At 73.4% G+C, this 20,441-nt stretch carries 17 protein-coding genes and 1 tRNA gene; 6 read left to right on the top strand and 12 right to left on the bottom strand.

What is annotated here, in order from left to right:
- The first annotated feature begins 51 nt into the window (after positions 1 to 51).
- Together AB0O91_RS23675 and AB0O91_RS23680 are read left to right on the top strand one after the other, a co-directional pair.
- On the top strand, positions 52 to 1,374 hold the full coding sequence (locus tag AB0O91_RS23675) for a VWA domain-containing protein (RefSeq protein WP_363436291.1): 1,323 nt from the start codon (positions 52 to 54) through the stop codon (positions 1,372 to 1,374).
- Between the two features lie 2 nt (positions 1,375 to 1,376).
- Positions 1,377 to 2,243: a peptidase gene (locus AB0O91_RS23680; protein ID WP_363436294.1), complete on the top strand. Its 867-nt coding sequence runs from the start codon at positions 1,377 to 1,379 to the stop codon at positions 2,241 to 2,243.
- A gap of 67 nt (positions 2,244 to 2,310) precedes the next feature.
- Here AB0O91_RS23680 and AB0O91_RS23685 read toward each other — a convergent pair whose 3' ends face one another.
- From AB0O91_RS23685 to AB0O91_RS23730, 10 genes are all read right to left on the bottom strand, one after another.
- On the bottom strand, positions 2,311 to 3,930 hold the full coding sequence (locus AB0O91_RS23685) for a DUF2079 domain-containing protein (protein ID WP_363436297.1): 1,620 nt from the start codon (positions 3,928 to 3,930) through the stop codon (positions 2,311 to 2,313).
- Between the two features lie 25 nt (positions 3,931 to 3,955).
- Positions 3,956 to 5,155, bottom strand: coding sequence for a glycosyltransferase 87 family protein (locus AB0O91_RS23690; RefSeq protein ID WP_363436300.1), 1,200 nt, complete (start codon positions 5,153 to 5,155; stop codon positions 3,956 to 3,958).
- A gap of 368 nt (positions 5,156 to 5,523) precedes the next feature.
- A tRNA-Ala gene (locus tag AB0O91_RS23695) sits at positions 5,524 to 5,597 on the bottom strand.
- A 72-nt stretch (positions 5,598 to 5,669) separates the two neighbouring features.
- Positions 5,670 to 6,671 carry a hypothetical protein gene (locus tag AB0O91_RS23700; RefSeq protein ID WP_363436302.1) on the bottom strand — a complete coding sequence of 334 codons (1,002 nt, stop codon included), beginning with the start codon at positions 6,669 to 6,671 and terminating at the stop codon, positions 5,670 to 5,672.
- A gap of 150 nt (positions 6,672 to 6,821) precedes the next feature.
- Positions 6,822 to 7,448: a GNAT family protein gene (locus AB0O91_RS23705; RefSeq protein ID WP_363436465.1), complete on the bottom strand. Its 627-nt coding sequence runs from the start codon at positions 7,446 to 7,448 to the stop codon at positions 6,822 to 6,824.
- Positions 7,445 to 7,948 (bottom strand): MogA/MoaB family molybdenum cofactor biosynthesis protein, encoded by a 504-nt coding sequence (locus tag AB0O91_RS23710; protein WP_363436468.1) that lies wholly within the window; start codon positions 7,946 to 7,948, stop codon positions 7,445 to 7,447. Before AB0O91_RS23710 ends, AB0O91_RS23705 begins: the two co-directional genes overlap by 4 nt.
- A gap of 11 nt (positions 7,949 to 7,959) precedes the next feature.
- Positions 7,960 to 8,400, bottom strand: coding sequence for a cyclic pyranopterin monophosphate synthase MoaC (gene moaC / locus AB0O91_RS23715; protein ID WP_363436470.1), 441 nt, complete (start codon positions 8,398 to 8,400; stop codon positions 7,960 to 7,962).
- Positions 8,401 to 8,548: 148 nt separating this feature from the next.
- Positions 8,549 to 9,886 carry a gephyrin-like molybdotransferase Glp gene (gene glp, locus AB0O91_RS23720; RefSeq protein ID WP_363436305.1) on the bottom strand — a complete coding sequence of 446 codons (1,338 nt, stop codon included), beginning with the start codon at positions 9,884 to 9,886 and terminating at the stop codon, positions 8,549 to 8,551.
- Positions 9,887 to 9,912: 26 nt separating this feature from the next.
- Entirely contained in the window at positions 9,913 to 10,833 is a 921-nt protein-coding gene (galU, locus tag AB0O91_RS23725) for a UTP--glucose-1-phosphate uridylyltransferase GalU (protein WP_363436308.1), read from the bottom strand.
- 51 nt (positions 10,834 to 10,884) lie between these two features.
- A complete protein-coding gene (locus AB0O91_RS23730; RefSeq protein WP_363436311.1) occupies positions 10,885 to 11,793 on the bottom strand; it encodes a GGDEF domain-containing protein in 909 nt (302 codons plus the stop codon).
- Positions 11,794 to 11,890: 97 nt separating this feature from the next.
- Here AB0O91_RS23730 and AB0O91_RS23735 point away from each other — a divergent pair, with 97 nt between their 5' ends.
- Positions 11,891 to 12,466: a 5-formyltetrahydrofolate cyclo-ligase gene (locus AB0O91_RS23735; protein WP_363436314.1), complete on the top strand. Its 576-nt coding sequence runs from the start codon at positions 11,891 to 11,893 to the stop codon at positions 12,464 to 12,466.
- 136 nt (positions 12,467 to 12,602) lie between these two features.
- Here AB0O91_RS23735 and AB0O91_RS23740 read toward each other — a convergent pair whose 3' ends face one another.
- Positions 12,603 to 15,323 carry a penicillin acylase family protein gene (locus tag AB0O91_RS23740; RefSeq protein ID WP_363436316.1) on the bottom strand — a complete coding sequence of 907 codons (2,721 nt, stop codon included), beginning with the start codon at positions 15,321 to 15,323 and terminating at the stop codon, positions 12,603 to 12,605.
- Positions 15,324 to 15,607: 284 nt separating this feature from the next.
- On the opposite strand from AB0O91_RS23740, the gene AB0O91_RS23745 reads away from it, so the two are divergent.
- The 3 genes from AB0O91_RS23745 (at position 15,608) to AB0O91_RS23755 (ending at position 19,306) form a co-directional block, all read left to right on the top strand.
- The gene (locus tag AB0O91_RS23745; RefSeq protein WP_363436319.1) at positions 15,608 to 17,092 is read left to right on the top strand and encodes a potassium/proton antiporter; all 1,485 of its coding nucleotides are present in this window, start codon (positions 15,608 to 15,610) and stop codon (positions 17,090 to 17,092) included.
- 438 nt (positions 17,093 to 17,530) lie between these two features.
- Positions 17,531 to 18,790 (top strand): MFS transporter, encoded by a 1,260-nt coding sequence (locus tag AB0O91_RS23750; RefSeq protein ID WP_363436473.1) that lies wholly within the window; start codon positions 17,531 to 17,533, stop codon positions 18,788 to 18,790.
- Positions 18,791 to 18,970: 180 nt separating this feature from the next.
- A complete protein-coding gene (locus tag AB0O91_RS23755) occupies positions 18,971 to 19,306 on the top strand; it encodes an FmdB family zinc ribbon protein (protein ID WP_363436322.1) in 336 nt (111 codons plus the stop codon).
- Between the two features lie 639 nt (positions 19,307 to 19,945).
- On the opposite strand, the gene AB0O91_RS23760 is transcribed toward AB0O91_RS23755, so the two are convergent.
- Entirely contained in the window at positions 19,946 to 20,347 is a 402-nt protein-coding gene (locus AB0O91_RS23760) for a hypothetical protein (RefSeq protein WP_363436325.1), read from the bottom strand.
- Positions 20,348 to 20,441 lie beyond the last annotated feature (94 nt).

The following is a 20,441-nucleotide window of genomic DNA, read 5'->3' on the forward strand; positions in this document are numbered from 1 at the left end:
CCGTCCGGTGCCGTTTGGCCTAGACGAACTGATGATCCCTAGGATCGCCGGGTGAATACCGGACGACGACCGAAGACCAGGCTCGGCAGCCTGCTGGCCGCCCTGGCGATAACGGGCGCCTCACTGCTCCTGGGCCTGCCCGCCCACGCCGACGAACCCTCAGCCGGCGCCACCCCAGCACCCCGGGAGGCCCCCCGGGTCGACCTGATCCTGGACGTCAGCGGCTCCATGAACACCGCCGACATCCAGGGCAAGAGCCGCATCTCGGTGGCCCAGAACTCGCTGAACGAGGTGATCGACGCCCTGCCCCCGGAGGCCGAGTTCGGCATCCGCACCCTCGGCGCCAGCTACCCCGGCAACGACAAGACCGTCGGCTGCCAGGACACCAAGCAGCTCTTCCCGGTCGGCAAGACCAACAAGGTCGAGGCCAAGACCGCGGTCGCCACCCTGCGCCCCACCGGCTGGACCCCGATCGGCCTCGCCCTGCGCGGCGCCGCCCAGGACCTCGGCAAGGGCGACGCCACCCGCCGGATCGTCCTGATCACCGACGGCGAGGACGACTGCGCCCCGCCGGACCCGTGCGACGTGGCCCGCGAACTCGCCGCCCAGGGCATCCACCTGGTGGTCGACACCCTCGGCCTGGCCCACGACGACAAGACCCGCCAGCAGCTGCTCTGCATCGCCAACGCCACCGGCGGCACCTACACCGACGTCCGCACCGGCCAGCAGCTCACCGACAAGGTGAAGCAGCTGATCGACCGCAACGACGACACCTACACCGTCAACCCGGTCAAGACCGCCGGCACCGACAAGTGCGAGAACGCCCCGGTGCTCGCCCCCGGCGTCTACAGCGACCGGGAGAAGTTCTCCGAGCACCGCGTCTACAAGGTCCCGGTCAAGGCCGGCCAGGAGCTGCGCGCCTCGGTCAGCGTCGGACTCGACCGCGCGGTGGCCCGGGACTACGGCGTCCTGCTCCAGGCCACCAGCGCCACCGGACAGGAGCTGGTCCGCGGCACCGACGCGGGCAGCACCCGCACCGACGTCGTCTCCACCGGCCTGCGCTGGTCCACCGACGACTCCAAGGGCTACGTCACCGCGAGCCCGAGCACCTCGGCCAAGGACAAGCCGGACACCACCGTCTGCCTGGTCGTCAGCAACGCGCTGGCCCCGCAGGCCGGCGTCCACACCGACCCCGGCATGCCGCTGGAGCTGACCGTCGACCTCGCCTCCGCCTCGTCCGCCCCCGAGGGCGCCGCGATGGGCCTCGGCCGCGGCTGGATCCTGCTGCTCACCCTCACCCTGGCCGGCCTGGCCTTCGGCCTGGTCTCCGGCTGGATCGCACGCTGGCGGATCGCCGTCTGGCGGGAGAACTGACCATGCGTACGACGATCCGCGGCGCCCTCGCCGCCCTCGCCCTGCTGCCCGCCCTCGCGCTGGGCGCCCCGGCCGCCTCCGCCGCCTCGCCGTCCCCGAGCGCGACCGCGAGCGGCAGCCCGGCCCCGGCCACCAAGGCCGGCACCTCCTTCCTGACCGCGGTCAACCTCTCCCCGGGCCAGGACGCCAACGTCGCCGTCTCCACCGGCGACTACCTGTACTGGGCGTTCGGCGCCTCCGAGGGCCAGACCCCGACGGTCAACCTGACCGTCAACCTGGCCCCGGCCACCGACCGGCACGGCCCGCAGACCTGGACGGTCGAGGTCTTCGACGGCCTGCGCCGGCGCCAGGCCTGCACCGCCGGCACCCAGAACGCCACCGGCGACCAGAGCGTCACCAGCCTGGCGCTGAACTGCACCCTGCGCGAGGTCCGCACCTGGGCCGAGCCGTGGTCCGGCGACCCGCTGCCCGGCACGTACTACGTCCGGCTGTCGGTCACCGACGCCCCGCAGCCCGACCTCGGCCTGGCCGCCACCGCCCAGCTGCACGTCGCCGCCAAGGGCAACGCCGACAACGCCCAGCCCGAGGGCGGCGAGCTGAAGGCCCCGCTGGTCCCGCCGGTCGGCGGCGGCGCGAGCACCGCCAAGGCGGCGGCCCCGGTCGCGGAGAAGCAGCACTGGTACACCGGCTGGTTCTCCGGCTGGAACAGCCGCTGGTACTGGACCGTCGGCGGCGGCTTCCTGGCCGCCCTGGCAGGGGTCCTCGGCTTCCACCTGACCCGGCACCCGCGCGGCCACCGCCCCGGCCGCTACGGCGCCGTCCCGCCCCAGGGCTCGCAGCAGCACCACTCCTACGCCGAGCGCCCGTAACCCGCGCCCCGGGGCCGGCCGGAGACCCGCCGGCCGGCCCCGGGCCCGAAAGCTCCGGGCCCCGGGGTCAGCCCTTGAACAGGTTGTGCCCCACGTCGGTCGGCACCTCGTCCTGGACCGGCTTGCTGCCCGGCCCGGGCACGTGCTCGCCGGGCACCGGCTGGTCGCCCTCCCGGTGCAGCAGCACCACCCCGTCCTCGGCCCAGAGCTGCCGGTAGCCGTGCGCCAGCAGCAGCTGGATCCGGTCGGCCTGCTCCTTGTCCGTCTTGAACGGGAAGGACCGCTTGTCGGAGCGGGTCAGCACGTACTCGCGCCCGCGCGGCGTGCCGTCCACCAGCACCACGTCGGTCCGGGCGGTCAGCCGCGGCGCGATCTGGTTGTCCGCCTCCACCGAGGCGCCGTCCGGGATCAGCGCGGCCGCCCGGACCAGCGCGGCCTCGCTCGCCCGGGGCTCCCAGGAGGACGGCACCGCCAGCTGCAGCAGCCCGATCGGCACCGCCGCCACCAGCGCCACCCCGACCGTGCCCAGGCCCAGCAGCCGGGCCCGCCGACGGGTCCGCTCGGGCCGCCCGGTGCTGCTCAGCCGCCCCAGCACCTCCAGGCTCGCGGTGAGCAGGACGGGCCAGAGCATCGAGTCGTAGTGCCGGGCGATCGACCAGTGGTTGGGGTTGCTGGACAGGATCCGCTCGGCCAGCAGCGGCAGCAGGCACAGCACGGTGGCCGAGCGCAGCGGCAGCAGGAACACCGTGCCGAACAGCCAGAGCAGCAGCAGCGGCTTCAGCGGCTGGTCGAAGGCGGTCTGCACCAGCAGGAACGGGTTGTGCAGCAGGTGGTCGACCGCCTGGCCGCCGTCGGCGCCGAGCGCGTCGTAGTTCCAGTAGTAGCCCGGCTCGCCGCCCATCGCCGGGATCAGCCACTTGATCGCCACCGCCGAGGCGATCGGCCCGCCCAGCAGCAGCCCGATCCCGGTGAACCGTCCGGCCCGGTCCCCGGTGCCCCGGGTGCGCAGCAGCAGCACCAGGCCGTACGCGCCGACCAGCAGGCCCAGGTCCTCCTTGGTGCAGCACAGCAGCACGGCGGCCAGCACCACGGTGCCGTAGCGGCGGGCCTGCCCGCGCTCCAGCAGCAGCAGGATCAGCGGGACGGCGAAGGCCACCTCGTGGAAGCCGACCCGGGAGGCGACCAGCAGCGGCCAGCCGAGCGCGTAGGTCAGTCCGGCCAGGTCGGCGGCCCGGCGGGCGGTGCGCGGCTCGGCGGCGGCGAAGGCGTGCGCGGCGATCCGGCGGATCAGCGGCACCCCGAGCGCGAACAGCAGCGCCTGGCCGATGATCAGCGAGCGCGGGTCGTCCCAGATCCAGTACAGCGGCGCGAGCAGCGCCAGCACCGGGGAGAAGTGGTCGCCGAGCAGCGAGAACCCGGGCGGGAACTCGTGGTGGTAGTACTTCAGCGTGGAGACCGGCAGCCCGAAGTGGGAGTAGCCGCGGATGCCCTGGTCGAAGATGCCGAGGTCGAAGCCGCCGAGCGAGACGGACGCCCAGCCCTGCATGCCGATCGCGCACATCACCGCGAAGCAGAGCACGCTGAGCAGCACGGTGCGCCGGGCGGGCGAGCGCAGGACGGCCGCGGCCCGGCGGGCGGCGGGTACGGCGGCGCGGGGCGTCGGCGGGCTTGCGGTCTGGGTGGTCACGTCGGCTCTGGTCCGTCTCTGTCCGTCAGGTCCGGTTGGTCAGGGCGGGGTCGCGGTCGGGGGTGTCGTCCAGCCTGGCGCCGAGCAGGGCCCAGGCGCCGGCCGAGGCGTCGACCGCCTGCCTCCGGGCCCGGTACAGCCGCACGCCGACGACCACCAGGACGGCGATGGCCATCGGCGGGTAGATCGCCCCGGGCAGCTGCCAGTACCAGACCACGCCGCGGCCCCAGCGGTGCGGCACCAGCCACATCACGTGCGAGAGGAACACCGCGAGCGTCACCCCGAGCAGCACCCGGCGGCGGGTGTTCCTGGCCTCCGCGGCCAGCAGGGCGATCAGCGGGATGCACCAGACCCAGTGGTGGGTCCAGCTGATCGGCGAGACCAGCAGCGCGGTGAGGGCGGCGCAGACGCCGCCCCAGGCGTCGGCCCGGCGCAGCACCCGGGTGGAGCGCCCGGCGAGCACGGCCACGCCGAGCCCGAGGCCGGCGACCAGCGCGGAGGCGATCAGCCCCACCGTGCCGGGGTCGTTGACGTCGAGCAGCCGGCAGACGGCCCCGCGCAGCGACTGGTTGTCCACCAGCACGGTGACGCCGACCCGGCTCGGGTCCCACAGGTAGTCGGTCCAGAACCCGTAGGAGCCGTCCGGCAGCACGATCCAGCCGATCAGTCCGGCCGCCAGGAAGGTGGCCATCGAGACCAGGGCGGCCCGGACCCGGCCGGTCAGGAACAGGTAGACGGCGAACAGCCCCGGGGTGATCTTGATCGCGGTGGCCAGCCCGATGCCCACGCCCTTGGTACGGCTGCGGTCCGGCCGGGTGAGGTCCCACAGCACCAGGCAGAGGATGGCGAGGTTGACCTGGCCGTACTGGAAGGTGGTGTAGACCGGCTCCAGCCAGACCGCGAGACCGGTGCCGAGGATCGCGACGGCCGTCCGGTGCCGCCGGGCGGGCCAGCCCGCCAGCTTGAGCGACAGGAACACGGCCAGGCCGAGCAGCGCGTAGTTGCCGAGCATCACCAGGACGCGCAGGGTGCTCACGTCGAACCAGGTGCTCGGCACGAACAGCATCGCGGCGAACGGCGGGTAGGTGGCCGGCAGGTCCCAGCCGGGCAGCCGCATCGCGTACAGGTCGTCGCCGTTGACGACGGCCTGGCCCTCGGCCCGGTAGACGAGCATGTCGACCATGGTCGCCCCGTGCAGGTGCCGCTGGACGACGAACGCCGCCACCGAGAGCACCGCGACGCAGGCCGCCGCGACGGTCCAGGAATTCGGTCTTCCGCTTGCCGGGCCGCCACCGGGCCCCTCCGGGTCCGCTCGTCGCGTCCACCGTGTCAGACCGAACTCGCGCACCGCGATGGCACCCCGTTGAGATAGGCCAGATCGTTCCCTCGTCGCCGTCTGGGCCCAACCACCATAACCGACCCCTCTGAGACTCCCCCGAGTCCCAAAATCCGTCAGATTCCGCCTGGTGGAGGCCGGTGTGACCGCCGTCACGGAACGGCCGACCGATCCACCGCGGCCGCAAAACGCGAAATCCCGGCGGGAGTTGACTCCCGCCGGGATTTCGCTCGACCGGTCGGAACCGGTCCGTTGGGTGGAGCTGAGGGGATTCGAACCCCTGACCCCCTCGATGCGAACGAGGTGCGCTACCGGACTGCGCCACAGCCCCAACGAGAAGAAACTCTAGCACCTTCCGGAGGGGGTCCGTGACCACCCCCCTGGTCGGGGGCGGTCACGGTGGTCATTCGTTGGCGGCGCGGGGGCGGGGCTCCGGGGCCGGGGCCTCGGCGTACTGGTCGAACAGCGGGGTGCTGCGGGACTCGGTGGGGCGCCCGGCGGTCCAGGTGCCGGGGGCCGACAGGTCGAGGCCGCGGGACACCCGGGGGGCGACCGGCGCGGTGACGTAGGTCGGCAGCGGCACGGGCACCGGCTCCCAGGAGTCCGGACCGGCCGCACCGCGCTCGCGCATGCCGTCGACCCACTCCTCGTGCTCGGTCGCCTCGGCCACCACGGAGGCCGAGGGCGCCGCGACGGTGGCCTGCTCGGGGTCGGCGGCCAGCCGCAGGTGCGGCCGGCGGCCGGGCCGGTGCTCGGCGGGCGCGGGGGCCGGCTCCACCGGGACGGGGGCCTCGACGGTCGGCCGGTCGTCCACCGGGGCCTCGGCCCGCTGCCGCTCGCGCTGGCGCAGCCGCTCGGCGGCCTGGGCGGCCCGGGTGCGGTCGAGCTTCACCTCGTACCGCTGGCGCTCCAGCTTGCGCAGGTGGCCGATGTAGAGGGTGAGGAGGAGCGCCGGGACGGCCGGGACCCAGAGGAAGGCGAGTCCGGCCACCGCGGCGACCACCGCACCGAGGGCGAAGGCCAGGAAGAGGGCGGTGACCATCCGGCGCCGGCGGGCCAGCAGTCGGGCCCGGCGCTCGCCGCCGCCCTGCCGCGCGGCGGCCGGCCGTTCGACCGGGCGCTCCGCCGGGGGTTCGGGCTCCGGGGCCGCGGGATCGCCGGAGGCGGCCCCGTCCCGCTCGGGAGGACCGTCACTGCTCTGCTCGTCGTCACGCGGTTCGTCGCCCAGGGCCCGGGCCGCCCGCCGCTCCAGCCCCGAACGCCCGGCCAGCAGGCGGATGGCGGTGCTGAAGCGTTCCGTCGGGCGCGCCTCGTTGAGTTCGTCCTGCCTGCGGAGCCACATGGGCACCAGATAGGCGGCCCAGGCCCCTACGATGACGGCGTAGATAAGGCCGCTACTGCTCACGATTCACACCGTACGGGCGCCGGGGAAGGCCCGGCAGCAATTTGGCGCGGCGTGTCGTGTGATCAAGCTGATTCTCCGACTATTTTGCCGGTATTTGTGACGGTCCGCCACCGAGCCGATGCCATATCGATATTTCTTTCGAACATATATTCAATTAAGCGGTTCGCGGCCCGAACTGAGGGCCCGCCAGCGTTCCAGCATCCCCTCCGGGATCTCCTCGGCGGTCAGGGCGTAGACCAGGTGGTCCCGCCAGTCCCCGTCGATGTGGAGGTACCGCGGGCGGATCCCCTCCGAGCGGAAGCCGAGCTTCTCCACCACCCGGCGGCTCGGGCCGTTCTCCGGGCGGATGCAGACCTCGATCCGGTGCAGCCCCAGGGTGTGGAAGCAGTGGTTCACCGCGAGCGCCACGGACGTCGGCATGATGCCCCGGCCGGCCACCGCCTCGTCGATCCAGTAGCCGATGTTGGCCGAGCACATCGAACCCCAGGTGATCCCGCCGACGGTCAACTGGCCGACCAGCTGGCCCTTGTGGAGCACCACGAAGGGCAGCATCCGGCCGGCCGACGCCTCGCCGCGCAGGAAGCGGACCATCTGCCGGTAGGTCGGACGGGGACCGGCCGCCTGACCCGCCGGGCCGGGCGGCACGGTCGCCTCCCAGCGGCGCAGCCAGTCCCGGTTGCGGCGGCTCACCTCCTGCCACTCGCGCTGGTCGCGGGCCCGGATCGGGCGCAGCACGACCTCCCCCTCGTGGAGTTCTACCGGCCAGCCGGCGTTCAGTGCGCTCTCCCGGAAGCTGGGGCGTCGGGCCGGGGGTGGTCCCCGCCGCCGAGCTGGTCGACGGCGTGGGCGAGCAGCGGCTCCAGGACGGCCAGGCCGTCCTTGACGCCGCCGGTCGAGCCCGGCAGGTTGACGATCAGGGTACGTCCGGCGAGCCCGGCGAGCCCGCGGGAGAGCGCCGCGGTCGCCACCTTCTCCCGGCCGTACGCGCGGACAGCCTCGGCGATGCCGGGGACCTGCCGGTCGATCACCCGGGCGGTCATCTCGGGCGTGAGGTCCATCGGCGAGATGCCGGTGCCCCCGGTGGTCAGCACCACGTCGTAGCCGGCCGCGACCGCCTCGCGCAGCACCGCCTCGACCGGCTCGCCGTCCGGGACCACCCGGGGGCCGTCCACGGTGAAGCCCATCGCGGCCAGCCCGGCCACCAGCAGCGGGCCGCCCTTGTCCTCGTACACCCCGGCCGAGGCCCGGTTGGAGACGGTGACGGCCAGCGCCCGCATGCTCCGCGCCGTCACGCGGACACCTCCGGGGCGAACCAGTCGCCGCTCTTGCCGCCGGTCTTGCTCAGCACCCGGACGGACTCGACGGCGGCGCCCTTGTCGACCGCCTTGACCATGTCGATCACGGTCAGCGCGGCGACCGTCACGGCGGTCAGCGCCTCCATCTCGACCCCGGTGCGGTCCGCGGTCCGCACGGTGGCGGTGATCTCGACCGCGTCGTCCGCGACGGCGAGGTCGACCTCCACGCCGGAGACCGCGATCGGGTGGCAGAGCGGGATCAGGTCCGGGGTGCGCTTGGCGCCCATGATCCCGGCGATCCGGGCCACCGCGAGGGCGTCGCCCTTGGGCACGCCCTCGCCGCGCAGCAGTTCCACCACCTTCGCGGAGACCCGGACCCGGCCGGCCGCGACGGCGGTGCGCGTGGTGGTGGCCTTCGCGGAGACGTCGACCATCCGGGCCGCGCCGTGCTCGTCGACGTGGGTGAGGCGGTCGCCGGGGTTCGGTGTCGTCACGGGTAACTCCAGGGGCGCGCAGGTCGAATACCGCGCTACCGTACCGCTCCGCGGTGCGCCGGGCGCCGAAGGGCGGTGCGCCGGGCCCTCAGGCCTCCAGCAGCACCACGTCGACCGCGCTGCCGGCCGGCAGCGCGGTGACCTCCTCGGGCACGGTGATCAGGCAGTTCGCCCGTGCCAGCGCCCCGACCAGGTGCGAGTCGGCGCCGCCGACCGGGCGCACCGTGCCGTCCGCGGCCGAGTAGCGGCCGCGCAGGAACTGCCGGCGCCCGGCCGGGGAGCGCAGCGCGTCCGGGCAGAGCGCCCGCACCACCGGGCGGTGCACGTCGGCCGCCCCCAGCATGGTGCGGATCACCGGGCGGACGAACAGCTCGAAGGAGATGTAGGCGCTCACCGGGTTGCCCGGCAGGGCGAGCAGCGGCACCCCGGCCGGGCCGCCGATCCGGCCGAAGCCCTGGGGCTTGCCGGGCTGCATCCGCAGCCGGCGGAAGTCCACGCCCCCGTAGGACTCGAAGACCTCCTTGACCACGTCGTACGCGCCGACGCTGACCCCGCCGCTGGTGACGATCAGGTCGGCCCGGCCGAGCTGCTCCTCCAGGACGCCGCGCAGCCGGTCGGCGTCGTCCGGGACGGCGCCCACCCGGTAGGCGATGGCGCCGGCCTCCTGGGCGGCCGCGGTGAGGGTGAAGCTGTTGGAGTCGGAGATCTGCCCGGGCCCGACCGGCTCGCCCGGCTGGACCAGCTCGCTGCCGGTGGAGAGCACCACCACCCGGGGACGCGGACGGACCTTCACGGTGGCCCGGCCGATCGCGGCGAGCAGGCCGAGCTGGGTGGGGCCGAGCCGGGTGCCGGCCTCCAGCACCGTGGTGCCGGCCGCGACGTCGCTGCCGCGGCGGCGGATGTGCGCGCCCTCGGCGACCGGGCGCAGCACCCGGACCTCCTCGTCGGCCACCGGCTCGGTCATCGCGACGGCGGCCGTCCCGGTGCCGCTGCCGCCGTCGGTCCACTCGACCGGGGCGACGGCCTGGGCGCCGGGCGGCAGCGGAGCGCCGGTCATGATCCGGGCGGCCCGGCCGGGACCGACCTTCGGCAGCTCCTCCGCCCCGGCGGCGATGTCGCCGACCACGGTGAGCACCGACGGGTAGGTGTCGGTGGCGCCCTCGGTGTCCGCGGTGCGGACGGCGTAGCCGTCCATCGAGCTGTTGTCGAAGGGCGGCAGGTCGCCGTCGGCGACCACGTCCTCCTCCAGCCGGCAGCCCTGGGCGTCGAGCAGTTGGAGCTCGATCGCGGGCAGCGGGCCGACCGCGGCCAGCACGTCGGCGCGGTGCTCGTCCACCGTCCAGAACAGCGGAGCCGCCGGTGCCCGGTCCGCGGACCCGTCGCAGCAGGCTGCGGGGGTGGTGCTGTGCTCCGTGGACCCGGTCATCGGCGGCTCGCTCTCTGTGTCGTGTGTCAGTCCTGCAGCTCGCTGCCGACGAACTCCCGCAGCCAGGAGCGGAACTCCGGGCCCAGGTCCTCGCGCTCGGCGGCCAGTCGGACGATAGCGCGCAGGTAGTCGGCGCGGTCGCCGGTGTCGTAGCGGCGGCCCTTGAAGAGCACGCCGTGCACCTGGCCGCCGGACTCGGCGTCGCGGGTGGTCAGCTCGCGCAGGGCGTCGGTGAGCTGGATCTCGCCGCCGCGGCCGGGCGGGGTCTCCCGCAGCACGTCGAAGACCAGCGGGTCGAGGACGTAACGGCCGATCACGGCGTAGTTCGAGGGGGCCTCGCCCGGCTCGGGCTTCTCGACCAGGTCGGTCACCTGGAAGACGTCCTCGCCGAAGCCGTTCGCCTTGACGGCGGCGCAGCCGTAGAGGTGGATCTGCGCGGGGTCGACCTCCATCAGCGCGACGACCGAGCCGCCGAGCTCCTGCTGCACCTCGATCATGCGGGCGAGCAGCGGGTCGCGCGGGTCGATCAGGTCGTCGCCGAGCAGGACGGCGAAGGGCTGGCCGGCGACGTGCTGCTCCGCGACGGAGACGGCGTGGCCGAGGCCCTTCGGGTCGCCCTGGCGGACGTAGTGCATGTTGGCCAGCTCGACGGACTCGCGGACGCGGCGCAGGCGGTCCTCGTCGCCCTTGCGGACGAGCAGCTCCTCCAGCTCGTAGGCGCGGTCGAAGTGGTCCTCCAGCGCGCGCTTGTTGCGGCCGGTGACCATCAGTATGTCGGACAGGCCCGCGGCGGAGGCCTCCTCGACGACGTACTGGATGGCCGGCTTGTCGACGACGGGCAGCATCTCCTTCGGGGTTGCCTTGGTCGCCGGGAGGAAGCGGGTGCCCAGTCCGGCCGCGGGCACCACGGCCTTGGTCACCGGAATACGGGAGGTGGTCGTCGTCATGCGTTTACCTTACTCAGGCACGTTTTCGCCCGGCCGCGCACGGTCGGACGGCTAGGACAGCACGTCGCGCGGCACGGCCACGATGGCGGGCGTATGGGAAGCGACCGGCTGGGCAACGGGGTCCCCTCCGGTACAGGCCGACAGACTACCCGGCTTTTCCGAACGATCACCCTCGGCAGTCGCCGTCCGCTCCGGAGCGGAACCGGGCCGTTCACGGGGCCCGGTCCCGGGCTGCCCGGCGCGCGGGGCGATCCGCCAGCAGTCGCCGCCGGCCGCCCGCGCCGCGGCCAGCGCGGCGTCGGCGGAGCGCAGCAGGACGGCCGCGTGGGTGCCGTCCTCGGGCAGGACCGCGATGCCGACCGCGGCCGTCAGGCCGTTGCCCCGGGGCGGGCGGGGGGCCCGGGTGCCGGAGGACCAGTCGAGCAGCAGGTGCCGGCGGACCGACCAGACCAACCGTTCGGCGACCTGGGCGGCCCCCTCGGCGCCGGTGTCCGGCAGTACCACCAGGAAGTCCTCGCCGCCGTAGCGGCCCAGGGTGTCGGCGCGGCGGATCTCCATCGCGAGCCGCTGGGCGAGGTCGCGCAGGACGGCGTTGCCGCGGGCGCGGCCGTGTTCGACGGTGACCGCCTCGAACCCGGCGATCGCCAGCAGCAGCACGGCCAGCGGGCGGGGGCCGTCGGCGTGGTCGGTGTGCTCGGCGCGGCGGGCCCGTTCGATCTCCCGGTCCAGGGTGAGCTGGAGGTGCCGGTAGTTCCAGACGCCGGTGAGCGGGTCGCAGGAGGCGGTCCGCTCCAGTTCGGCGCAGCGCCCCTCCAGTTCGGTGATCCGCCCGGTCAGCCGTTCCCGGTCGACGGCGGCCCCGGCCCGCTCCCGGCGTGCCCGCAGTCCGAGCACGGTGGCACCGGCCAGCGCGGGGGGGCTCAGCGCGGCCAGGGCCTGGACGAGCAACGGGGTGGACAATTCGGGGCGCCCTTTCGCGTGGCAGGCTCTGCGCGTCACGGTTTTCGGACGCCGCCCGGAGCGGCTGTCCGAACGGTTTTCGGACGCGGAGGATCCGGTGCACAACGAGAAGAGCGAGCTGAGGACACGGCTGTTGACGGAGCGCCGCGCACTCACCGCCGAGGGGCGCGCGGCGGCGGCGGACGCGCTGGCCGGCCACGCCTGGGAACTGGCCGCGGCCGGCAGCACGGTGGCCGCCTACGTCTCGGTGGGGGCGGAGCCGGGGACCAGGCCGCTGCTGGACGCGCTGCGGGAGGACGGGGTGCGGGTGCTGCTGCCGGTGCTGCTGCCCGACAACGACCTGGACTGGGCCGAGTACACCGGGCCCGACGCGCTCGCGCCGGCCGGGCGCGGGCTGCTGGAACCGGTCGGGCCGCGGCTGGGGCCGGAGGCCGTCACCGGGGCCTCGGTGGTGCTGCTGCCGGGTCTGGCGGTGGACCGGGCCGGGCTGCGGCTGGGCCGGGGCGGCGGCAGCTACGACCGGGTGCTGGAGCGGCTGGCGCGGGCGGGGGCGCGGCCGGTGCTGGCCGTGCTGCTGTACGGGCACGAGGTGCTGGACCGGGTGCCGGCCGAGTCGCACGACCGGCCGGTGGACGTCGTGGTCACGCCCGCCGGGGTGCTCGCACTGGGCTGAGCCCGGGGCCCGGGCCCGGCCCTACGGCTCCTCGGGCGCCGACGGCTCCGCGGGCGCCCACGGCTCCGCGGGACCGGACGGCGGCGGCCCCGCTCCCGGTGGGGAGCGGGGCCGCCGCGTGCGCGTCCTGCGGTGGTCAGCCGGTGAGCACCAGCTTGTGCTTGGTCGCCTTCTCCACCGCGTCCGGGGTGAACGCCCAGGTCAACAGCTTGCCCTTGAGCCAGAGGTCGGTCTGGTCGTTGTAGTTGGCGTGGAAGGCGTGCCCGGAGGCCCCGCCCACGTTGATCCAGCGCGAGGAGTCCAGGTCGTTCAGGTCGACCACCATCCGCATCGACGGGATCCAGTCCACCTGGTAGCCGGCCGCCGCGTTCCAGCCCGCCGCGTCGACCGCCGCCGAGCCGCCGGAGAGCCGGTACGGGCCGCGGTTGAGTAGCTTGTGGACGACGCCGGAGGCGATCGACGAGTCGTCGGTGCCCATGGTCTGCTCGCGCAGTTCCAGCTTGTGCAGCCGGCCCCAGCTCCAGGTGGAGATGTCCTTGCCGAGCAGCGAGGTCAGGTCCTGCCGGGCGTTCTTCATCGCCTCCTTGAGCAGGTTGTCCAGGCCCTTCTGCTCCTTGTGCTGGGAGTCGATGTACGTCCACCACGAGCTGTCGGGCTTGTCCAGCTGCTGGCGCACCACCTCGGTCCAGCGGTCACCGCCGTCCGGCTGGGCCTTGCTCGGGTCGCGGGTGCCGCACTGGGTGACGATCCGGCTGGAGCTGTCCGGCTTGGTCGGGTCGTCCTGCTGGCGCACCAGCAGGCAGTTGTCCTTGGCCCGGATGTCGGCCGGGAACTTCTGGCCGAAGGCGAGGATGAGCAGGTTGCGCCAGACGCCGTTGTAGTAGGCGGCGGCGGCCGAGTCGGCGTCCTGGTGGAAGTTCCAGTCCTTCAGCAGGTCCTGGGCCTGGCGCACGTACGGGTCGTCGATCTGCTGCTTGAGCAGGAGCGGGACCAGCGTCTTCGCCATGATGCTGGTGTTGTCCAGCTGGAGGGTCTGCATGTCGTCCGGCGAGATCTTGCCGTTGTTCTTGAGCAGGCCCTCGATCTGGTCGGTGATCTCCTTGGCCCGGGTGCCGTACTCCCAGTCCTTGGTCAGGCTGTACTTGTAACTCGGGTCCACCACGGCCTGGTTGGCGGTGACGATGTAGCCGGCCGTCGGGTTGAGGCTGTACGGCAGCGCGGTGAAGGGGACCGGGTCCGCCTTCCACTGGTACGAGGAGTCCCAGCCGGGCGCCGGCATCGAGCCGTCGCCCTTGCCGCGCACCGGGATGACGCCCGGGGCCTGGTAGCCGATGTTCTTGGCGTCGGCGTAGATCAGGTTCTGCGCGGGGACGGCGAAGTCCTTGGCGGCGGACCGGAAGTCGTCCCAGTTGCGGGCCCGGTCGAGCTCGAAGACGGCGTCCATGGTCCGGCCCGGGCTGAGCGCCGTCCACTGCAGGGCGACGCCGTAGCCGCCGGTGCCGCGGTCGGGGGCGGAGCTGCCGTTGGGGGCGTACTTGCCGACGTTCTGCTGCTCGGTGCTCACGTCGGAGATCAGCGGGGCACCGGTCTGGGTGGTGCGGACGGTGATGGTGCGGTCCTCGCCGCCGGCGACCTTGATGGTCTCCTTGCGGAGGTCGAACTTCACGTCCTTGCCGTCCACCTGGTAGGTGTCCGGGCCGGTGACCTTCTCCAGGTAGAGGTCGGTCACGTCGGCGCCCAGGTTGGTGAAGCCCCAGGCGACGTCCTTGTTGTGGCCGATTATCACGCCGGGCATCCCCGCGAAGGTGAAGCCGGAGACGTCGTACTGGCAGGCCGGGGAGGTGGTCCGGCAGTGCAGGCCCATCTGGTACCAGACGGAGGGCAGGCCGGGGCCGAGGTGCGGGTCGTTGGCCAGCAGCGGCTTGCCGGTGGTGGTGTGCGAGCCCGCCACCACCCAGGAGTTGGAACCGATGCCCTGGCCGGGGCGGCCGAGCAGCTGCGGCATCGCGTCGATCCGGTCGGTGAGGCCCTGCATCAGGGCCTTGGTGGTGGCCGCGCCCTGGGTGGTGCCGCCGGCGCCGGGGGTCGGGCCGGACTGCGGCGAGCCGTCGGCCGGGCGGTAGGTGTCGCCGCTGACGGTGCCGGTCTTCACGATCGTGCCGTTGCGGGCGTACGGGTAGTCCGGGTACAGCTCGGCGATCTTGTCCGGGCCGAAGTCCTGGGCGAGCAGCGAGCGGTCGATCTCCTCCTGGAGGTTCCCGGAGAGGTTCCAGGCCATCGCCTTGAGCCAGGCCACCGAGTCGACCGGGGTCCACTGCTCGGGCTGGTAGCCGCTGTTGACGGCGCCGAGCAGGGCGTACTCCAGCGAGGCCTTCTCCCCGCCGGGGTGCTCGGCGAGCCAGGCGTTCACGCCGTCCGCGTAGGCCTGGAGGTTCTTCTTGGTCTCCGGCGAGAGCTTGGTGTCGTACTCCTTCTGCGCCACCTGGCGCCAGCCCATGGTGCGGATGAAGGAGTCGGTGTCGACCTGGCTGTCGCCGAACATCTCGGAGAGCCGGCCCGCCGTGATGTGCCGGCGGACGTCCATCTCCCAGAACCGGTCCTGGGCCTGGACGTAGCCCTGGGCGCGGAACAGGTCCTCGTTGGTGTCCGCGTACAGCTGCGGGATGCCGTTGGCGTCGCGCTTGACGTCGACCGGCGCGCTCATGCCCGCCACCTTGACCGTGCCGTCGACCTCCGGGAAGGACGCACGGACCGCGGTGACCCCGCGGTAGCCGCCGTAGCCGACGCCGGCCACCAGCAGCACGACCAGCACGATCACGAACAGACGGGCGCGCCGGAACTTCTTCGAGCGGGGCATCTGGGTCCTTGCGGTCCTGACTTCGGGGCGGGCGGGCGTGTCCGGGGCCTGGGGCCGGGACAGGGCACCACATTAGGCCGAGTCGGCGTACCGCCGTGAACGGGGGACCGAGCTGGGGCCAAGCTAAAGGTATGGCAAAATGTTAGACTGAGTAACGATCCGCAACAGGAGCATTGACGACTTCTTAGCGGGCCGACGCCCGACGGAGTCCTCCCTGTACCAACGGAACACCCCCAGCACCACCTGACACCCCGCCCGCCCATGCCTGCCCGAGGTGCCACTGCGTGAACGTCGACCACCTGAACCAGCTCCTGCTCGAAGCCTCCGTGATCCTGCTCTTCGCGGTGGTCGCCGTGCGGTTCTCAACCCGATCAGGGCTGCCCAGCCTGCTGATCTACCTCGGGATCGGCGTGGCCCTGGGCCAGAACGGGATCGGCGTCACCTTCAACAACGCGGAACTGACCCAGGTGCTCGGCTACGCGGCACTCGTGGTGATCCTGGCCGAGGGCGGCCTCAAGACCAGCTGGCGGGAGGTCAGACCGGCCATGCCGGCGGCCACCGTACTGGCCACCGTCGGCGTCGCCATCAGCGTCTTCGTCACCGCGGCCGGCGCGCACTGGCTGGTCGGCCTGGACTGGCGGACCTCGCTGCTGCTCGGCGCGATCGTCTCCTCCACCGACGCCGCGGCCGTCTTCTCGGTCCTGCGGATGGTCCCGCTGCCGCACCGGCTGACCGGCCTGCTGGAGGCCGAATCCGGCTTCAACGACGCGCCCGTGGTCATCCTGGTGGTCGCCTTCGCCTCGACCGGCGAACTGGACTCCTGGTACGTGCTGCTCGGCACGATCGCCGCCGAACTGGCCATCGGCGCGGCCGTCGGTCTGGCGGTCGGCAAGCTCGGCGCCTACGCGGTCAAGCACGTCGCCCTGCCCTCCTCCGGCCTGTACCCGATCGCCGTGGTGGCGCTCACCGTGCTCGCCTACGCCGGCGGCGCGCTGCTGCACGGCTCCGGCTTCCTCGCCGTCTACATCAGCGCGGTGATCCTCGGGAACTCCAAGCTGCCGCACGGGCCCGCGGTGCGCGGCTTCGCCGACGGACTGGCCTGGATAGGGCAGATCGGCATGTTCGTGCTGCTCGGGCTGCTCGCCGCGCCCGAGAGCATGGGCGACGCGGTGGTCCCCGCGCTGGTGGTCGGCGCGGTGCTGGTCTTCGTGGCCCGGCCGCTGTCCGTGATCCTCACCCTGACCCCGTTCAAGGTGCCCGGACGCGAGCAGGCACTGCTGAGCTGGGCCGGACTGCGCGGGGCGGTGCCCATCGTGCTGGCCACCATCCCGGTGGTGTCCGGCGCGCACAAGGCCGAGGACGTGTTCAACATCGTCTTCATCCTGGTCGTCGTCTTCACCCTGCTCCAGGGCCCGACCCTGCCCTGGATGGCCAAGCGGCTGCGGATCGGCGAGGGCTCCATGGGCCAGGACCTCGACATCGAGTCGGCGCCGCTGGAGAAGCTGCACGGGCACCTGCTGTCGGTCGCGCTCTCGCCGACCTCCCGGATGTCCGGCGTGGAGATCAGCGAGCTGCGGCTGCCGAAGGGGGCCGCCGTCACCCTGGTCGTCCGGGAGGGCAACTCCTTCGTGCCGGACAAGGCGACCATGCTGCGCGGCGGGGACGAGCTGCTGGTGGTCACCACGGACGAGGTCGGCGAGGCGGCCGAGCGGCGGCTGCGGGCCGTGGACAAGGGCGGCAAGCTGGCCGGGTGGCTGAACGGGCGGTGACCGGCGGGGCGGGGCGGGCCCCGGGTGGTCTGGGTGGTCTGGCGGGATCTACGCGCGTAACTGTATGCTGGTTCGATTACGCCGTATAACCACCGCTAGACCACCCCCAGCATCTGCCTGACGCAGAGTTGGCGCGACCGCTCGGCGGCCGCGGTCCGCCCCGGCCCACCAGGCCCGGCCGGCCCGGTATCTACCCCGGTCGACGCGCGAGAGGACGACTCTCGGCGCCGTCGGGGCCACCCCATGCCCTGCCGCGCTACCAGGCAGCAGGAAGGACCGACCGTGACGGCCCGCCGAACGGTCGAGATCGCCTCGGACTCCGCTCCGGACACCACTCCGGACTCCGTCCCGGGCAGTGCTCCGGACACCACCCGGGACTCCGCGACCAGCACTGTCGACACCGCCGCCGAGGCGCCCGCCCGAGTCGGGTACGGCGAGCTGCTGCGCACCCCGGGCGCCTGGACGTTCCTGTCCCCCGCCCTCGTCGCGCGGCTCCCCTACGCGATGCTCAGCATGGGCATCCTGCTGCTCGTCACCCAGACCACCGGCTCGTACGGCACTGCCGGTACCGCCGTCGCCGTCGCGGCCGTCGCCCAGGCCCTGATCGGGCCGCAGACCGGGCGGCTGGCCGACCGGTACGGCCAGGCCTCCGTGCTGGTCCCGACGGTGCTGGTGCACGCCGCCTCGGTCGCCCTGCTGATCACGCTGGCGCTCGGCCACGCGCCGGACTGGAGCGTCTACCTGGCCGCCGTCCCCGCCGGGGCGAGCGTGCCGCAGGTCGGCGCGATGGTCCGGGCCCGCTGGGTCTCCACCTTCACCCGCGAGGGCGCCTCGCCCAACGCCGCGGCCAAGGTGAGCACCGCCTTCGCCTTCGAGTCCGTGACGGACGAGTTCACCTTCGTGATCGGTCCGATCCTGGCCGCCAACATCGCCGCGTTCGCCAGCCCGGCGGTCGCGCTGGTGGTCGAGGCCTCGCTGACCCTGGTCGGCGGCCTCGCCTTCGCGGCCCAGCGCCGCAGCGCCCCGGCCCGGATCGTCCCGGAGCCCGGTGTGAAGCGCGTCTCGGCGCTGGCCTCGCCCGGCGTCCGGCTGCTGGTCGGAGCCTTCCTCGGGGTCGGCGCGGTGTTCGGCGGCATGCAGGTGTCGGTCAACGCCTTCGCGGACTCGGTGGGGCAGCACGACTCCGGCGGCACGGTGTACGGGATCTTCGCGGGCGGCTCGATGCTGGCCGGCGTGCTGTACGGCGTGATCGCCTGGCGGCGGCCGGTCCAGCAGCGGATGGTCATCAGCTACACGATGCTGGTGCTCGGCTGCTCGGCGCTGTGGGCGATGCCCAACCTGGTCGCGCTGACCGTCGCCGGGCTGGTCTGCGGCCTGGCCATCGCCCCCACCCTGATCAGCGGCTACACCCTGGTCGAGACGCTGGTCGCGGACGGCGCCAAGACGGAGGCCTTCACCTGGCTGACCGGTGCGATCGGGCTGGGACTGGCGCTCGGGTCGATGGCGGCGGGCAAGCTGCTCGACGGCCACGGCCCGTCGGTCGGCTTCCTGGTGCCCGCCGTCGGCGCCGGCCTCGGGCTGATCGCCCTGGTGTCGCTGCGGCACCTGCTGGTGGCCCCGGGCGGGGCGGGACGCGTGGTGGCCTCCTCGGCCGAGCGCGGCAACCCGGCGCAGCTCGTCGGCGCGGCCAAGGGCTGAGTGCACACGGCGGCCGCGCTGCCGACGGTCGGCGACGCGGTGGTCGGCGGGTGGCGACGCGGTGGTCCGCGACGCGGTACCGGCTCATCTCACACCGGATTCGCTGGACTGATCCAACGGAATACCGCATCATTGACCATCGTTAGCACTCATCAGGCGAGAGTGCCAGGAGGAAGACAAGTGCCCACGTACCAGTACCAGTGCACCGAGTGCGGCAACGGCCTGGAGGCGGTGCAGAAGTTCACCGACGAGGCGCTGACCACGTGCCCCGACTGCCAGGGACGGCTCCGCAAGGTCTTCTCGGCCGTGGGCGTCGTGTTCAAGGGCTCGGGCTTCTACCGGACCGACAGCCGGTCGTCCTCCAGCAGCTCGGTGAGCTCGGGTTCGTCCGCCGGCTCCTCGACGCCGTCGACCTCGGGCTCGTCCGGCTCCGGGGGTTCCGCGGGTTCCACCGGCTCTTCGAACTCGTCGAGCTCGTCCAGTTCGTCCAGCAGCCCGGCTCCGGCCGCGGGCTGATCCCGGCCCCCGGGTCTCCCGGGCGTCGCCGAAAGCTTCACGCAAAGGCCCGTCGGCCCCGCTTCGCGCGGGGGCGGCGGGTCTTTTCGCGCGCCCGCGTCAATGCGCCGAGGTCGGCCTCACTCGTGTGAGTGCACGAAGTTGTCCACAGGCGCGGGTTTGTCCACAGGTTGTGGGAACCGGCTTTCCGTCGGCACGGGAAACGGCGCATCGTACGGGTCACCGGGCCGGATCGAGCCGGCCCGGGCGAGTCCGGAGGTGTCCCGATGACGGCCATGAGCCTGTCCGCTCCCCTGCCCGCGCCCACCGTGCCGCCACGGCGGGAGGTGCCGAGCTTCCCACCGATCCGGCGCGGCTGCGGCGGGTGGCACCGCTGGCGCCGGGCCGCCCGGCGGCGGGCGGGAGTGCCGGCGCTGGTGCTGCTCGCGGTGGCTGCGGCGCTCGCCTCCGCGCCTGTGCGGGCGGGGCTGTCACCGTCCCCCGCGGGCGCGGCGGGCCGCCTGGGCTGCCCGTCCGGACCTCCGGAGGATCGCCCGTGAGCCGAGACAGAGGAGGTCCATCCGGCGGCCGAGAGCCGTGACGCACCGGGGCAGGGCAGGGCACGCCGGCGCCCGCTGTTCCCCGAGATGCGCGGTCCTTCTAGTCCCCGTGGTGCGGCGGGCGCTGACTCAGGTACCAGTCCAGCCCCCGACCACCGCTCTCCCCAGCCCCGGGGCGGTCACCCCAGCCGGCGTCGGTGTCGTCCCGGGACTGCTGATCGAGCGGGTCGCGGAAGACCAGCCGGGCCTTGGTGGGAGCTGCGGGAGCAGCGGAAGAGGTGGGGGTGGAGGTGGAGGTGGTGGGAGGGCCTGAGGTGGTGGCGGAGGAGGAGGCCCGGGTGGTGGAGGAGGGAGGAGGGGAGGAGGGGGAGGGGGAGGGAGGGGCGGGGGTCCCCCGCCCGCGCCGCGACCGGCCCTGCCCTTGGCCCTGTTCGCGCTCCGGCGCCTGCTCTCGTTCCTGCTCGCTCACCTTGTCCACCACCTCGTCCACTCCCCTGCTCACGGTCCGTCCGCCCTGCCCTTCCAGCCTAGAAGCCCCGCGAGACCCCCGGTGACGCACTCCGGGCCCGGTTGCGGAGTGCTCCGCAACCGGGCCC

The organism is Kitasatospora sp. NPDC089797, from assembly GCF_040684795.1.
In the GTDB taxonomy this organism is placed as follows: domain Bacteria; phylum Actinomycetota; class Actinomycetes; order Streptomycetales; family Streptomycetaceae; genus Kitasatospora.